General features: G+C 70.4%; 15 protein-coding genes. 2 read left to right on the top strand and 13 right to left on the bottom strand.

The window, feature by feature from the left end; genetic code table 11:
• Window positions 1–104: 104 nt before the first annotated feature.
• Genes ACFHNC_RS17925 through ACFHNC_RS17915 form a run of 3 tightly spaced genes read right to left on the bottom strand, consistent with a single transcriptional unit; the run spans window position 105 to window position 3,142 of the window.
• Window positions 105–1,250 carry an MFS transporter gene (locus ACFHNC_RS17925; protein ID WP_437170606.1) on the bottom strand — a complete coding sequence of 382 codons (1,146 nt, stop codon included), beginning with the start codon at window positions 1,248–1,250 and terminating at the stop codon, window positions 105–107.
• Window positions 1,251–1,263: 13 nt separating this feature from the next.
• The gene (locus ACFHNC_RS17920) at window positions 1,264–1,647 is read right to left on the bottom strand and encodes a VOC family protein (protein ID WP_437170605.1); all 384 of its coding nucleotides are present in this window, start codon (window positions 1,645–1,647) and stop codon (window positions 1,264–1,266) included.
• A gap of 31 nt (window positions 1,648–1,678) precedes the next feature.
• The gene (locus ACFHNC_RS17915) at window positions 1,679–3,142 is read right to left on the bottom strand and encodes an N-acyl-D-amino-acid deacylase family protein (RefSeq protein ID WP_437170604.1); all 1,464 of its coding nucleotides are present in this window, start codon (window positions 3,140–3,142) and stop codon (window positions 1,679–1,681) included.
• A gap of 113 nt (window positions 3,143–3,255) precedes the next feature.
• Between ACFHNC_RS17915 and ACFHNC_RS17910 the strand changes: the two genes are divergently transcribed.
• Complete coding sequence (locus ACFHNC_RS17910; RefSeq protein WP_437170603.1) at window positions 3,256–4,347, top strand: FAD-dependent oxidoreductase; 1,092 nt, start codon at window positions 3,256–3,258, stop codon at window positions 4,345–4,347.
• Here ACFHNC_RS17910 and ACFHNC_RS17905 read toward each other — a convergent pair.
• The 10 genes from ACFHNC_RS17905 to ACFHNC_RS17860 all read right to left on the bottom strand — a co-directional run bounded on the left by ACFHNC_RS17905 (window position 4,325) and on the right by ACFHNC_RS17860 (window position 12,508).
• The gene (locus ACFHNC_RS17905) at window positions 4,325–5,050 is read right to left on the bottom strand and encodes an aspartate/glutamate racemase family protein (RefSeq protein ID WP_437170602.1); all 726 of its coding nucleotides are present in this window, start codon (window positions 5,048–5,050) and stop codon (window positions 4,325–4,327) included. The two genes, ACFHNC_RS17910 and ACFHNC_RS17905, sit on opposite strands and share 23 nt — an antisense overlap.
• Before the next feature lie 7 nt (window positions 5,051–5,057).
• On the bottom strand, window positions 5,058–5,933 hold the full coding sequence (locus ACFHNC_RS17900; protein ID WP_437170601.1) for a polysaccharide deacetylase family protein: 876 nt from the start codon (window positions 5,931–5,933) through the stop codon (window positions 5,058–5,060).
• Complete coding sequence (locus tag ACFHNC_RS17895) at window positions 5,933–6,706, bottom strand: ABC transporter ATP-binding protein (protein WP_437170600.1); 774 nt, start codon at window positions 6,704–6,706, stop codon at window positions 5,933–5,935. Before ACFHNC_RS17895 ends, ACFHNC_RS17900 begins: the two co-directional genes overlap by 1 nt.
• Window positions 6,699–7,532: an ABC transporter permease gene (locus ACFHNC_RS17890; protein WP_437170599.1), complete on the bottom strand. Its 834-nt coding sequence runs from the start codon at window positions 7,530–7,532 to the stop codon at window positions 6,699–6,701. The genes ACFHNC_RS17895 and ACFHNC_RS17890 overlap by 8 nt, the downstream gene beginning before the upstream one ends.
• A 19-nt stretch (window positions 7,533–7,551) precedes the next feature.
• Complete coding sequence (locus ACFHNC_RS17885; protein ID WP_437170598.1) at window positions 7,552–8,502, bottom strand: ABC transporter substrate-binding protein; 951 nt, start codon at window positions 8,500–8,502, stop codon at window positions 7,552–7,554.
• 31 nt (window positions 8,503–8,533) lie between these two features.
• On the bottom strand, window positions 8,534–8,929 hold the full coding sequence (locus ACFHNC_RS17880; protein WP_437170597.1) for an allophanate hydrolase-related protein: 396 nt from the start codon (window positions 8,927–8,929) through the stop codon (window positions 8,534–8,536).
• Complete coding sequence (atzF, locus tag ACFHNC_RS17875; protein WP_437170596.1) at window positions 8,926–10,257, bottom strand: allophanate hydrolase; 1,332 nt, start codon at window positions 10,255–10,257, stop codon at window positions 8,926–8,928. The genes ACFHNC_RS17880 and atzF overlap by 4 nt, the downstream gene beginning before the upstream one ends.
• A gap of 139 nt (window positions 10,258–10,396) precedes the next feature.
• Window positions 10,397–10,570, bottom strand: coding sequence for an FCD domain-containing protein (locus ACFHNC_RS17870; protein WP_437170697.1), 174 nt, complete (start codon window positions 10,568–10,570; stop codon window positions 10,397–10,399).
• A 25-nt stretch (window positions 10,571–10,595) separates the two neighbouring features.
• Complete coding sequence (locus ACFHNC_RS17865; protein WP_437170595.1) at window positions 10,596–11,651, bottom strand: transporter substrate-binding domain-containing protein; 1,056 nt, start codon at window positions 11,649–11,651, stop codon at window positions 10,596–10,598.
• A gap of 5 nt (window positions 11,652–11,656) precedes the next feature.
• Window positions 11,657–12,508, bottom strand: coding sequence for a DUF4189 domain-containing protein (locus ACFHNC_RS17860; protein ID WP_437170594.1), 852 nt, complete (start codon window positions 12,506–12,508; stop codon window positions 11,657–11,659).
• Window positions 12,509–12,820: 312 nt separating this feature from the next.
• On the opposite strand from ACFHNC_RS17860, the gene ACFHNC_RS17855 reads away from it, so the two are divergent.
• Window positions 12,821–13,933: an S-(hydroxymethyl)glutathione dehydrogenase/class III alcohol dehydrogenase gene (locus ACFHNC_RS17855; protein WP_437170593.1), complete on the top strand. Its 1,113-nt coding sequence runs from the start codon at window positions 12,821–12,823 to the stop codon at window positions 13,931–13,933.
• The last annotated feature ends 5 nt before the right edge of the window (window positions 13,934–13,938 follow it).

The following is a 13,938-nucleotide window of genomic DNA, read 5'->3' as shown; positions in this document are numbered from 1 at the left end:
AATCGGTTGGCGTGCAGCAATCCCTGGGTGCGGCGCTTGCGGGCCGCGTGGGATGCAGCTTGGCCGCCGGAGCGCAGGACGACAAGACCGCTTCGGGTGCGAATTCAGCGTGCGAGGGACCGACCTGCCAATGTCGCGAGCAGCCCCGCCACAAGCAGCGGCAACGCGGCCAGCGCCCAGGATTGCGTCGCCAATGCGCCGATCAGTGGCGGTGCCAGAAGCTGCGCCAGGTTATTGCCCTGGATCACCAGCCCGACCGCGGGTGCCACCAGCGCCGGGTCCGGCACGGCACGCGGCAGCAGGGCGAAACAGGCCGCCGGCAGCAGCCCGCCGATGCCGCAGGCCAGCACCGCCAGCACCACCACCGCGGTCGGGTCCGGCACCAGATAGACGCCGCTTCCCATCACCGCCATGCCGAGCGCACCCACCACCACCAGCCGCTCCGCCGCCACGCCGCGGCGCATCAGCAGACCGGCCACGAGGTTACCGGCGGCATTGGCCAGTGCCGCCAGGGCAGCCGCGGCCCCGGCCCCGCCAGTGCCGGCGCCGAGCGATTCGAGGCGGGCCGGCAGGAAGGCGGCGATACCGAAATACAACGTGTTGTAGGTGGCGAAGGCGCTCGCGATTTGCAGCGGCCGGCGTGCGGCGACCAGCGCGCGCAGTTGCGCCGGGATGGGGGCGGCGGGCGGCGCCTCCACCACCGCGTCGCGTGGCACCAGGCGCCAGCACACCAGCGCGGCAAGGCCGAGGGCCAGCGCCAGCACCATCCAGGCGAAGCGCCAGCCCTGCGCCTCCACCAGCGGCGCGCTGACCAGGCCGAGCGCGATGCCTGCCGGCATGTAGGTGCCCCACAGCCCCATGGCGAGGCCGCGGTCACGCGCGGCGACGCTGGCGGAAATCAGCCCGGGGGCGGCGACCACCAGCAGCAGGAAGCCGGCGCCTTCCGCCACCCGCGCCAGCAGCAGCAACGGCGCGTTGGGTGCCAGCGCCGCCGCCACCGCCGCCACGGCGCCCAGCGCCAATCCGGACAGCAGCGCCCGGCGCGGCCCGATCCGTGCCACGGCCAGGCCGATGCCCAGGCCGCCCAGCGCCGCCATCAGCGCGAACAGCGAAACCAGCAGCGCCGCGCCGGCCAGGCCCAGGCCGAATTCGGCGCCGATGGTGGTCATCGCCGCCGGCACCTTGCCGATCTGCGCCGCGCCCAGCACGCCGCCGGCCAGCATGGCGGCAACCGGCGCCCAGGGCGTCATCGGCCCGGCAGGATCAGCCGCGGCGTTCGATCAGTTCCACGCGCACGCCATCCGGCGCCTGGAGGAAGGCGATGCGGACGCCGGGGCGGGCCTCGGTGGGGCCGGAGATCAGCGGCACGCCCTTGGACTTGAGGTCGGCCAGCGCCGCATCCAGGTCATCGACGCCGAGGCCCACATGCTCCAGCCCCAGGAAGGGCGGCGGCGGCGGGGCGGCGGTGTCGGCCGGCACTTCCTCCACGAATAGCGGCACGGCGGCGAGGTCGAGGATGATCCGCAGCTTTCCGCCCGGCGTCACGCGCTGCTTGATCTCGGCGCCGAAGGCCGAGACGTAGAAGGCGGCGGTCGCCTCCGGGTTCGGGCTGCGGAGGTGGAGGTGGTCGAATCGATAGGTGTTCATGGGTGCTTTCTTGCGTGTCTTGGGGTGGGTCTCAAACGGTCTCCGGCGCCTCCCGGCGCAGCAGGCGGCCGGCGGGTGTTTCGCTGGCGCCGTCGGCGTGGGTGTAGACGGATTGGCCGTTCACCCAGGTCTCGACGATGCCCTCTGCCACCTGGCGCGGTTCTGCGAAGCTGGCGCGGTCGCGCACCGTGGCGGCGTCGAACAGCACCAGGTCGGCGAAGGCGCCTTCCCGCAGCACGCCACGATCCGGGATGCCGAAGATCGCCGCCGTGCGGCCGGTCATCTTGTGCACGGCCGTCTCCAGGTCGAACAGCCCCAGCTCCCGGCTGTAATGGCCAAGCACGCGTGGAAAAGTGCCCCATAGCCGCGGGTGCGGGTGCGGCGCCAACGGCCCGCCATCGCTGCCGACCATGGAGAGGGGATGCGCCAGGATGCGGCGCACATCGGCCTCCGCCATGTTGTGGAAGACGCCGCCGCCGGGGGCCAGGCGCCGCGCGGCCTCGGCCAGGTCCACGCCCCATTCGGCGGCGATGCCGTCCAGCGCGCGGCCTGCCATTTCGGGATGCGGGACGGAATAGGTGACCGTGACCGGCACATCCGGCCGCGGTGGGCGCGCGGCGAGGGAGGTGGAGGAGGCGGTGTAGGGATAGACATCGAAGGCCACCGGGTAGCCCGCCGCGTGGTGCGCGATCAGCGCCAGGCTCTCGGCGGAGCGACCGTGATTCTCCGGCTGCGCGCATTTGTGGTGGCTGATGATGATGGGCGCGCCGACCGCGCGGCCGATTCGCAGCGTCTCCTCGATGCTGTCCAGCACATGATCCGCCTCGTCGCGCATATGCGTGACGTAGAGGCCCCGGTGTTCGCGCAGCGCTTCCGCCACCGCGATCACCTCCTCAGTCGGCGCGGCCTTGCTGGGCGGGTAGAACAGGCCAGTGGAGAAGCCGGCGGCGCCTTCGGACAGGGCCTGGGCGAGTTGCTTCCGCATCCGCTCGGCTTCCTTGTCGGTCGCCGGCCGCCCGGTATCGCGGCCCATGGCACCGATCCGCAGTGACATATGGCCGATCAGCGCCAGCGTGTTGACGGCGGAGGGTGTGGCCTGCAGGCGTTCGGCATAGGCTGCGAAACTGTCAAAAATCCACCATTCGGGGGCGCAGATGCCGTCCATCGGCGCAGGTGGGCGCTCGGCCATCGGCACGGGGGCCAGGCTGATGCCGCAATTGCCGACCACCACCGTGGTCACGCCCTGGCTGGTCTTGCACAGCATGCAGGCCGGGCCGCAGAGCACCGCCTGGTCGTCATGCGAATGCGCATCGATGAAGCCGGGGGCGACGACGCGGCCCTCGGCCATCACCTCGCGGTCCGCCGCCAGGCCGGAGAGGTCGCCAATCGCCGCGATGCGGTCGCCGCGCACCGCGACATCGCCGCGGCGGCGCGGCGCACCGGTGCCGTCGATCAGCGTGGCGTCGCGGAGGATGAGGTCGCAGCGGAAGGCCATGGGCGGCGTCCTTCGGTTCAGGCGCCAGGATGCCGCCGGGCGAGGACGGGCGAAAGCCCTCCCGCCGCGGCGCCGTCCGGGGCATGATGTGGGGAGGACTCAGGATGCCGCCCGTGAACAACCTTCGCCATCTGCTGCTGCTCGGCGGTGGCCATGCCCATGTGGAGGTGCTGCGCCAGCTCGGGCAAAGGCCCCTGCCCGGCTGGCGCGTGACCCTGCTGACGCGGGAGGAGATGTCGCCCTATTCCGGCATGCTGCCGGGCGTGATGGCCGGGCTGTATCAGCCGGCGCAGGCGTTGATCGACATGCCGGCACTGACCGCGCGTTGCGGGGTGGAATTGCTGCTGGACCGCTGCACCGGGATCGACCCGCAGGCTCGGATGGTGCTGCGGGCGGGTGGGCCGGAGATCGCCTGGGACCTGCTGTCGATCGACACGGGCGCGACGCCCGATACCAGCCGCACGCCAGGTGCCGCGGAACACGCGCTGCCGCTGAAGCCGATCGATGCGCTGCTGCCACGGATGCAGGCCATCACCGAGGCGGCGCAGCCGGGGGAGCACCTCGTCGTGGTGGGTGGCGGCGCTGCGGGGTTCGAGGTGGCCTGCGCATTGGCGGTGCGGCTTCCGGCTTCCGTCACGCTGGTGGCCGGTGCATCCGGCCTGCTGGCGGGCTTTCCTGACGGGCTGCGGCGCCGGGCGAAGCGTGCGCTGGCGCGGCATGGCGTGACGCTTTCGGAAGGGCGGAATGCGGCGCGGGTTGCGCCGGGCGCGGTGCATATGGAGGACGGCGAAACCCTGCCGGCCTCTGCCGTGATCTGGGCCACCGGCGCGGCCGCGGCACCCTGGCTGGCGGAAACCGGGCTGGCGCGGGATGCGCGCGGCTTCCTGCGGGTGGATGCCTGCCTGCGCGCGGAGGGCCATGCCGACATCTTCGCCGTGGGCGATGTGGCGAGCTTTCCCGAGCCCCTGCCCAAGGCCGGCGTCTTCGCCGTTCGGCAGGGTCCGGTGCTGGCGGCCAATCTACGCGCGGTGGCGATGGGCGAGACGCCGCAGCCCTATGTGCCGCAGCAGGACTATCTGCGGCTGCTGTCCCTGGCGGATGGGCGGGCGCTCGGCACGCGCAACGGCTTTGTGTTCGGCGGGCGCTGGGTGTGGTGGCTGAAGGACCGCATCGACCGGCGCTTCATGGCGCGGTATCAGCACTGAGGCGCGCTGCCAGCGCTGGCGACAGGCCGATGGTCTCCACCGCGCCATGTGGGATCAGCCCGGCGCCGCCCTGGCCGAGTGCCGTGAAGGCCGCGCGCACCCCCACCTCCACCGAGCACAGCACCGGCACGCCAACCGAAAGCCGCGCGGCCAGCCCGGCGAGGCCTGCGCCGCCCAGGATCACCACCTCCGCCCCATCCTGCTCGACGCAGTCGCGGCAGCTTTGCGCCAGCAGCGCCAGGGCACCCTCCGGGTCGCGCGCGATCTCGCCGCCCGTGGGCGCCACGGTGCGAATGCCGGCGAGTTGTTCGGCATAGCCGCGGCCGGCGAAGAATTCTTGCAGCATCGGCTGCCAGGCGGCGCCGCCGGTCACAACGCCAAAGCGGCGACCCTGCGCGGCGGTGGCGGAGGCGTCGGCCAGGCCGAGCACCGGCACGGGCGCCAATTCGCGCAGCGCATCCAGGCCGGGATCGCCGAAGCAGCCGATCAGCACGGCATCCGCGTCCGCGCCGTGTTCGGCATAGGCATCAAGCGCGGCATGGGCGGCGATGGCGGAACTGGCGCGGCTGGCGATGTAGCGGGCGCCGAAGCGGCCGGTCGCGCCCTGGATGGTCACGCCGGGCGGCGCCAGGCCGCGCGCAATGGCAACCAGGCGGTCCGTGATCGCCTCGGTCGTGTTGGCGTTGATCAGCAGCAGCTTCATGCAGGCCTCAGCTAGGATCGCCGCTGCCCTCGTACCACGCCAGGATGTCGCGCGCCTGCATGAAGGCAATGCCGGGCATCGCCGCCAGATCGTCCAACATCGCCTCCAGCGCCGCGATGCGGTGCGGCACGCCGGTGATGTAGGGGTGGATGGCGATGCACATGATCCGCGGCGTAGTGGTGGCCTCCGCCAGCAGCCGCGCGGCGTGCAGGCGGGCGCGGCGGGGCAGTTCCTGTTCGTCATGGTGCTGGATCATCACCACGGGAATGTCGTTCAGCTCGACGCTGTAGGGCATGGTGATGAGAGGGCCATGCGCCGTCTCCAGCCGGCAGGGCAGGTCGTCCACCACCCAGTCGGCGCAATAGCGCAGCCCGGCCTCGGCCAGCAGGTCCGCGGTTTCCAGCGTCTCCGTCAGGCCCGGGGCGAGCCAGCCGAGCGGCGGGGCGCTGGTGCAGTCCTGGATCGCCTGGATGGTCTGGCGGATCATGGCGCGCTGATCCGGTACCTTGTGGGTCGGCACCTGCACATGGCCGTGCCCCATGAAATCCCACCCCGCCTCATGCGCCGCCTGCGCAACGCGCGGATAGGCGGTGCAGACGGAGCCGTTGACGGAGAGCGTGGGCCGAATGCCGCGCTTGGCGAAGGCATCGAGGAAGCGCCAGAAGCCGACGCGCATGCCGTATTCGTGCCAGCCCCAATTGGCGATGTCCGGCAGCAGGGATACCCCCGTGGGCGCAACGAGAACCTGGCGCGGCATCGGGTTGTCGATCAGCCAGTTCTCGACATTCACCACCGGCCAGACCGCGACCTTGGCGCCATTCGGCAGCGCGCTGGGCGGGCGATCGGCAGGAGTTGAGTAGCGCAGGCGCTGTTCGGGACGCATCAGGCCGCCTTCTTCGCATGGTGGGAATGCAGCCTTGCGCCGAGCTCGCGCCGGACCTCATTGAATTCCGGGGAGGCGACGTCGCGCGGGCGCGGCAGTTCCACCCGGTGCGCGCTGGCAATGCGGCCGGGGCCAGGCTCCATCACCACCACGCGGTCGGAGAGGAAGATCGCTTCCTCGATGGAATGCGTGACGAACAGCACGGTCAGGCCGGTGCGCTGCCATAGTTCCAGCAATTCGTCCTGCAGGCGCTCCCGCGTCATCGCATCCAGCGCGCCGAAGGGCTCGTCCATCAGAACCACCTCCGCGTCATTCGCCAGCACGCGGGCAATGGCAACGCGCTGCTTCATGCCGCCGGAAAGCTGGTGCGGATAGGCATCCGCGAAGCGGCTGAGGCCGATGAGCGAAATGAACCGTTCGACCGTGTCGCGCACTTCCGCCTTCGGGCGGCCGCGGCTGGCGGGGCCGAAGCCGATATTCTCCCGCACGGACAGCCAGGGGAACAGGCCGTAATCCTGGAACACCATGCCGCGATCCGGCGCCGGGCCGGCGATCGGCTTGCCCCACATCAGCGCCTGCCCCGCGCTCGGCGCCTCGAACCCCGCGACGATGCGAAGCAGCGTGGATTTGCCGCAGCCGGAGGCGCCGATCAGGCAGACGAATTCGCCCTTCTTCACGGTGAGGTTGGCGTCGCGCAGCGCCTCGATGCGGCTGTCGTTCAGGATGTAGGTCTTGCCCACACCCTGGATGTCGAGGATCGGAAGTTCAGCCATGGTGGGACGGGCTCCAGCGCAGCAGCCGGTTCATCAGCATCACCACCACGCGGTCGGAGATGAAGCCGGCTATGCCGATGACGATCATGCCGCAGATGACGAGTTCGGTGCGCGACAAGGTGCGCCCATCCATGATGACGGCGCCGAGGCCCTGCGGCACGCCCGTCATCTCGCCCACCACGATGACGAACCAGGCCAGCCCGAGGCCCAGCCGCAGACCGGTGAAGATGGAAGGCAGCGCGGCCGGCAGCACCACCTTGAAGAACTGCGCATTGCCGCGGCAGCCGAGCATGGAGGCCGCCTCGAACAGCCGCGGCTCCACATTCTTCACGCCGAAAATGGTGTTCAGCAGGATCGGGTAGAAGGCGCCCAGGAACACCAGGAAGAAGGCGGACCGCGCGCCAAGGCCGAACAGGATCATCGACAGCGGCAGCCAGGCCGTGACCGGAATCGGCCGCATCAATTGCAGGAACGGGTCCAGCAACTGCCGCACGAAGGCGTTGCGGCCGATCAGCAGGCCGAGCGGAATCGCCACCAGCGCTGCCAGCACGAAGCCGCCATAGACGCGGCTGGCCGAGGCCAGCAGGTGGATGTGCAGCGTGGCGGAGAACGCATCGTCCCAGATGCCGCCGACCGCGAAGTCCACCATGTATTCGGCGACCTCGGCCGGTGACGGGATCAGCCGCGTCATCCCCGCCACCACCGCCCAGTGCCAGCCGAGCAGAAGCAGAAGCGGCACGATCAGGGACAGCAGCACAGGCCGGACGCGCCGCCACAGCCGCAGCGCCGGCAGGGGCGGCACCGCAGTCGCCTGGGTGAGGGTCACGTCCGAAATGCCTCTACCCTCAGGCCATGGCGATGGCGTTGGAGAAGGACGGGTTCAGGAAGGTGTCGAAATTCGGCAGGCGGCGGATCTGGCGCAGCTGCAGCATCTGCTCGGCATAGGTGCGGGATTGGCGCAGCACCGTGTCATCCAGCTTCCAGATGTATTCGACATTGCCCGCGCCCAGCGCCTGCTGCACGGCGGCGCGCGGCGCACCGAGGATGCGCACAGTTGCCTCCGCCACCTCGGTCGGGTTCGCCTTCATGTACTCGCTGGCCTGGCGGTGGATGTTCAGCATGGTGCGGACCAGCGCCGGGTCGGATTTGATGAGGTCTTCGCTGGTGCCGAAGATCATGTTCAGCCCGCCCATGGCGGTTCCGTAGGGGTATTCCACCAACTGCCCAACGCCGGAAGAGATGGACAGGCCCGGGCCCGGCTCCGCGCCCACATAGGCGTCGATGTCGCCGCGGGCGAGCATGGTGTGCATCTCGCCGAAGGGCACGCGCACGGCGGTGATGTCGCGCACGGTCATGCCGGATTCACGCAGGCGCTCCAGGATGAACACCTCCTGCGTCGAGCCGGGCCAGATGCCCACGCGCTTGCCACGCAGATCCATGATCGCGCGCACATCGCTGCCCGCCTTGCTGATCACGCCCATGCCCTTGTTGCAGAAAGCGCCGACCACGACGACAGGTTCGCCCGCCGCGGCGCCCAGCGTCGCGGCGGCGATGCCGAAGCCGCCGCAGGCGACGGAGCCGGTGACGACGGCGTTCTTGCCATCGGTCGGGCTGTCGAAGGTGATGATCTCGATGGTCAGGCTCGCGGGCGCGAAGCGGTGGTAGAAATGCGGCGTCATCGAATGGATCAGCCGCAGCGAGCCCATCTTCACCGTGCGCGCGGCCTGCGCGTTGGCGATGTGGGGTGCGGCCAATATGGCGGCGGAGGCGGCGAGCAGATGGCGGCGACGGATCATGATGTTGTTTCCCTGTTTGACGTGATGGGGTTCATGCGGTTGCGAGGCTGGCGATGAAGGCGCGCCAGCCGCCGAACCGGGTGATGTCCTCGGCCCCGTGCAGGCCTTCCGGCTCCACGAGGAACCCCTTGGGCGTGGTGCCATCGGCGAGAAGCAGCGTGCCGATGCAGAGCGGCGCGGGGATGCCGGCGACGAAGCGGCCGAAACCATCCTCCGGCAGCGCCCAGATTTCGGTGGCGATGGCCGCCCCCTGCCCGGCCGCCACGCGCAGCAGACCGGGGCGACGCGGCGGGCCGCCGGCCAGTGCGAACAGGCGGTAACAGGGCTCGGTCGCGACGGCGCGGCGCAGCACGCCAGCCTCCGCCAGAAGCTCCCGATTCAGCACCATGCCGGACAGATGCGCGCCGACGACGCAGATCTCGATCATGCCATCGCCTGCATCAGATGCGCGCCGGTCGCCGCCAGCGCGGCGTCGCTGGCGCGCGGTCCGATCAGCGTGATGCCGAAGGGCAGCCCGTCCGGGCGGCGCATGGCCGGCACCGCCAGTGCGGCCAGGTCCAGTAGATTGACAAAATTGGTGTAGGTGCCGAGGCGGGCATTCGGGCCGATCGGGTCCGCCTCCAGTTCCGCCAGGGTCGGAAAATTGGGCGCGGTCGGCACCAGCAGCGCGTCCATCCGCGCCCAGGCGGGCTGGGTCGCCAGGCGCAGCGCGGCCAAGCGGTGCAGGCCGGTGAAGGCGTCGGTGGCAGTGAAGCGCACGGCGCCGGCCAGGATGCGTTGCGTGACGGGGTGCATCGCCGCGCGCGGCACCAGATGGCCGAAGGCGGCATCGCGTTCCGCGACGAAGGCGCCCTCGTAGAGCAGCCGCGCGGTTTCCAGGAACGGGGTGAGGTCGATCTCCTCGATCGTCACATGTGGCGCGATGCGCGCGAGGCTGGCGTCCCAGGCCGCGCGCTGCTCCGCGCCATCCAGATGCAGGTCTGCGGCACGGGGAATGCCGAGGCGGTTCAGGGGCGCGCCCGGCGTGCCGAGCACAATGGGGCGCGACCACGGATCGGACAAATCCGCCCCCGCCATTACCGCGAAGCCGGCCCAGGCATCCGCCACACTGTTGGCGAAGACGGAGATGCAATCGAGGCTCGGGCAGGCCGGCACCACGCCGCGGGACGGGATGGCACCGACCGAGGGCTTCAGCCCGACCAGCTCATTCAGCGCCGCCGGCACCCGGCCCGAACCCGCCGTATCCGTCCCCAGCGCCAGCAACGCCAGGCCCTGCGCCACCGCGACGGCGGAGCCGGAGGAGGACCCGCCCGGCACGCGATCCGGCGCGCAGGCGTTGCGCGGAACGGGGTGCAGCGTGCGGGTGCCGACCAGGCCGGTGGCGAATTGGTCCAGATTGGTCTTGCCGATGATCAGCGCCCCAGCCGCCACCAGCCTGGCCACGGCCGGCGCGCTTTCGGCCGGCCTATGGGCGAATTCCGGGCAGCCGGCCGTGGTCGGCATGCCGGCGACGTCGATATTGTCCTTCACCGCCACCGGCACGCCCCAGAGCGGAAAGCGTGCCGGGTCGAATGCCGGCAGGGCGGCGACCGCGTCTTCCAGCGCAGCCGGGGCCGGCCGGTGCAGGAAGATGCCTGGGTCGGCCAGCGCATCGTGCCGCGCGGACAGGGCGTGGAGCAGAGCGGCAGGGGTCAGCCCGGCGGAATAGGCGGCGTGCAGCGAAGCGATGCCGGTGGGCAGGCTCGGCGCGGTCATGGCTGGATCGGGTGCGACATCGCACGGCGCCAAGCAAGCCGCGTGCCGCCACCGGTTTCGCTTGAAGTCAGCAGCCTAATGAAAGGACGGTGGTTCCGTGTATGCAATCATGCCCATTCGGCACGATTTCGCCTTTTTATTAGGCAGCGCTCGGCCGGTGCAGTGCCTCCGCCATCGCCGCCCAGGTCTGCCCCGTCAGCCCGATATGGGTGCGGATCATCGCCGCCGCCGCCGCCGCATCGCCGCGCTGGATGGCGGTGACGATCGCCCCATGCTCGGCATGTGACCGCCGCAGCCGGTCCGGCGCCTCCAGCTGCGGTTGTGCCGCGCCGCGGGCGTTACCGGAAGGGGAAGGGATACATCAGCCCGCCGCGCCGCCACAGATCGGACAGGCCACGATCGAGGCCGATGGGCGAGCCTTCCCCGAGGTTCCGGTCGAAGATCTCGCCGTAGTTCCCGACCTGGCGGATCGCCTCCGCCGCCCAGGTGTCACGCAGGCCGAGCGCCGCGCCCAGGCCCGGATCCAACCCGATGAGGAAGCGGATCTCCGAATCATCCGAGGCCAGCGCCGCATCCAGCGTGGCGCTGGTGATTTCCAGCTCCTCCGCCGCCACCAGCGCATGCAGGGTCCAGGAGACAATTTCGCGCCAGCGCTCATCGCCACCGCGGACGAAGGGGGTCAGCGGCTCCCGGCTCAGGCGCTCGGGCAGCAGCAGGGCCTCGTTCGGATCGGGCAGGTCGGTGGCGCGCAGCGTGGCCAGCGCGGCGGCATCGGCGGTCACCGCATCGCAGCGCCCGGCCTTGAAGCCCTCCAGCAGCGAGGGACCGCCTTGCGCCACCACCACTGGCACCACCGTGATGCCAGCCCGGGTGGCGGCGTTGCGGAGGATGGCCTGGCTGCCATCCACCGTGGGCGCCGCGACGCAGATGCGCTTGCCGTCGAGCCCCGCGAAACTGGCAATGCCGGCATCGGCGCGCACCAGCACCGCCTGGCCGTCATACAACAGCACGCCGGTGGGAACGACGTTGCGGCCGGCATCGCGCATGGCGGTGGCCGTCAGGTTGCTGGACAGCACCTCCACCCCCCCCGCTTCCAGCCCGGCGAACCCGGCCGCGACGGATTCGGCGGTGACGAATTCCACCTTCTCCGCATCTCCCAGCACCGCGGCGGCAATCGCTCGGCAGAAATCCGCGTCCAGCCCGCGCATGGCGCCGCTTGCATCGGGTGCCGAAAAGCCGGGCAACTGGCCGAACACGCCGCAGCGCAGGGTGCCGCGCTGCTGCACCGCCTCGCGTGTCTGCGCGGCGGCGGCACCGGTCATGACGAACAGCGAGAGAAGGCCAAGAAGGCAGCGGCGCATGGCGGTGTTCCGATCGAGGAAGGGGCGCGGCATGGGTTTCAGCATCCGGAGGCGGCGATGCGGCAGACGATGCCGGAGCCGGGGCGTTCCGCCACCCGGCACATCTGCAGCGCCTGCGCCTCAGCCTGTTCACGCGTCTGGCCGGCGCCGGCCGCGGTGCGGCGCAATTGCTGCGGCGCGCCGCTGACGGCCTGGGCCAGCGCACCGCAGGCATTGGGGAAATCCAGCGTGATGCGGCACTGGTTGCGCCCGACCACGGCTTCGCAGGCGCGGATCGCCGCCATGCTGGCCGCCAGGCGGTCCGGCTGGCCGCTGGTGAAGCCGAAGGCGGTGGAGGGGGGCTCTGCCGTGTAGATGAAGCCGAAGCGGCCGCGGATGGCGGCGGCGGTACCGCGCGGGATGGGTGCCGCGGCGTGGATCGTGCCGCCCTCGGCACAGCGCTGCTGGCAGGCGTTCACCAGGCCGCGTGGCTGGGTGGCGCAGGCTCGTTGGCAGGATGGCGGAATGCCGACCGGCCGCGTCGCCACACGTGCCGGCGCGGCCACACCCGTGCCGAGCGGCCGGAAACACGCCCCGGCCGAGGGGCCGGAACTCAGGCCGCAGGCGAACAGCCGCGGACTGCCCCAGCGTTGCGACGGCAGCGCGATGCGCCAAGGCCCGCCATCCCGGCATTGCAGATCCCAGAAGGCGGTGCGGTCCCGGCTTAAACCGGCAGCGTAGATGTTGGTGACCTCGGCGCAGGCCAGGCCGTTGGTCCGCAACAGGCTGCGAAACGACTCCCGCTGCCCGGCCGCATTCTGGGCCATGAGGGAATCATGGGTCGGGTTGCCGGTCTGCGCCATGGCGGGCGTTGCCAGCAGCGGCGTGAGAAGCGCGAACAGACCCGCCACTGCCAGCATAGCCCATCGCATTGCAACGACCCCCGACCGTTTCGCTACCCACCCTGGGTCAAGCTTTCGCCGTTCGTTACTCTAAGCGCAAGTCCAGAAAATCGAACGGAATGCGGAGTCCTGCGCCGGATGTCTCGCCTGCGGCACAAGCTGAGACGCAGTCGTGAATTTGCGGCAGGTGAGACACGGCCACGGGCCTGCCCGGTTGTGTCCACGCCACCCACACCTCGCGGTGCGCGCAAGCTGCGCCGCCTGTCCCGGCGCGGGTGCGGGATGCTATAGGCGCCGCGTGATGCAGACGGAGCGGATGGCATGAAGACGCGCGCGGCGGTGGCCTGGGCGGCCGGCAAGCCCCTTTCGGTAACGGAAGTGGAGATCGGCGGCCCGAAGGCCGGGGAAGTGCTGATGGAAGTCAAGGCGACCGGCCTGTGCCACACCGACCTCTACACCCTGTCCGGCGCGGACCCCGAAGGGCTGTTCCCCGCCATCCTGGGCCATGAGGGGGCGGGCATCGTGCGGGAGGTGGGCGCCGGCGTCACCAGCCTGAAGCCGGGCGACCATGTGATTCCGCTCTACACGCCGGAATGCCGGCAGTGCAAAACCTGCCTCAGCCAGCGGTCCAACCTGTGCACCGCGATCCGCGGTACCCAGGGCAAGGGCGTGATGCCGGACGGCACCAGCCGCTTCAGCTGCGAGGGTGCGCCCGTGATGCACTACATGGGCTGCTCCACCTTCGCGAACTTCACCATCCTGCCCGAGATCGCACTGGCAAAAGTTCGCGAAGACGCGCCGTTCGAGAAGATCTGCTACATCGGCTGCGGTGTGACCACCGGCATCGGCGCCGTCATCAACACCGCCAAGGTCTGGCCGGGCGCCAATGTGGCGGTGTTCGGCCTCGGCGGCATCGGGCTGAACGTGATCCAGGGCGCCCGGATGGTGGGCGCCGACAAGATCATCGGCATCGACCTGAATGACGGGCGGGAGGAAATGGCCCGGAAGTTCGGCATGACCGACTTCATCAACCCGAACAAGGTTGGCCACGACAAGGTGGTGCAGGCGATTGTCGACCTCACCGGCGGCGGCGCCGATTTCTCCTTCGAATGCATCGGCAATGTGCAGGTGATGCGCCAGGCGCTGGAATGCACGCATCGCGGCTGGGGCGAGTCCATCATCATCGGCGTGGCGGCGGCCGGGCAGGAGATCAGCACCCGGCCGTTCCAGCTCGTCACCGGCCGGTCCTGGCGCGGCACGGCCTTCGGCGGCGCCCGTGGGCGGACCGATGTGCCGAAGATCGTCGACTGGTACATGCAGGGGAAGATCGACATCGACAGCCTGATCACCCATGTGATGCCGCTGGATGAGATCAATCATGGCTTTGAACTGATGGAGCGCGGCGAGTCCATCCGCTCCGTCGTCGTCTATTAGGAGAC

Origin of the sequence: Falsiroseomonas sp. E2-1-a4, from assembly GCF_051433165.1 — a bacterium.
Classification (GTDB): domain Bacteria; phylum Pseudomonadota; class Alphaproteobacteria; order Acetobacterales; family Acetobacteraceae; genus Falsiroseomonas.
The sequence above is the reverse complement of the archived record's forward strand: the minus strand, read 5'-3'. Positions and strand labels throughout refer to the sequence as shown.

Excerpts from the sequence above, each read along its gene's own strand:
- ACFHNC_RS17855 (WP_437170593.1), top strand. The coding sequence starts at position 12,821 with ATGAAGACGCGCGCGGCGGTGGCCTGGGCGGCCGGCAAGCCCCTTTCG.
- atzF (WP_437170596.1), bottom strand. The coding sequence starts at position 10,257 with ATGACCGCGCCGAGCCTGCCCACCGGCATCGCTTCGCTGCACGCCGCC.
- ACFHNC_RS17880 (WP_437170597.1), bottom strand. The coding sequence starts at position 8,929 with ATGATCGAGATCTGCGTCGTCGGCGCGCATCTGTCCGGCATGGTGCTG.
- ACFHNC_RS17905 (WP_437170602.1), bottom strand. The coding sequence starts at position 5,050 with ATGAAGCTGCTGCTGATCAACGCCAACACGACCGAGGCGATCACGGAC.
- ACFHNC_RS17915 (WP_437170604.1), bottom strand. The coding sequence starts at position 3,142 with ATGGCCTTCCGCTGCGACCTCATCCTCCGCGACGCCACGCTGATCGAC.
- ACFHNC_RS17920 (WP_437170605.1), bottom strand. The coding sequence starts at position 1,647 with ATGAACACCTATCGATTCGACCACCTCCACCTCCGCAGCCCGAACCCG.
- ACFHNC_RS17895 (WP_437170600.1), bottom strand. The coding sequence starts at position 6,706 with ATGGCTGAACTTCCGATCCTCGACATCCAGGGTGTGGGCAAGACCTAC.
- ACFHNC_RS17865 (WP_437170595.1), bottom strand. The coding sequence starts at position 11,651 with ATGCCGCGCCCCTTCCTCGATCGGAACACCGCCATGCGCCGCTGCCTT.
- ACFHNC_RS17925 (WP_437170606.1), bottom strand. The coding sequence starts at position 1,250 with ATGACGCCCTGGGCGCCGGTTGCCGCCATGCTGGCCGGCGGCGTGCTG.
- ACFHNC_RS17885 (WP_437170598.1), bottom strand. The coding sequence starts at position 8,502 with ATGATCCGTCGCCGCCATCTGCTCGCCGCCTCCGCCGCCATATTGGCC.
- ACFHNC_RS17900 (WP_437170601.1), bottom strand. The coding sequence starts at position 5,933 with ATGCGTCCCGAACAGCGCCTGCGCTACTCAACTCCTGCCGATCGCCCG.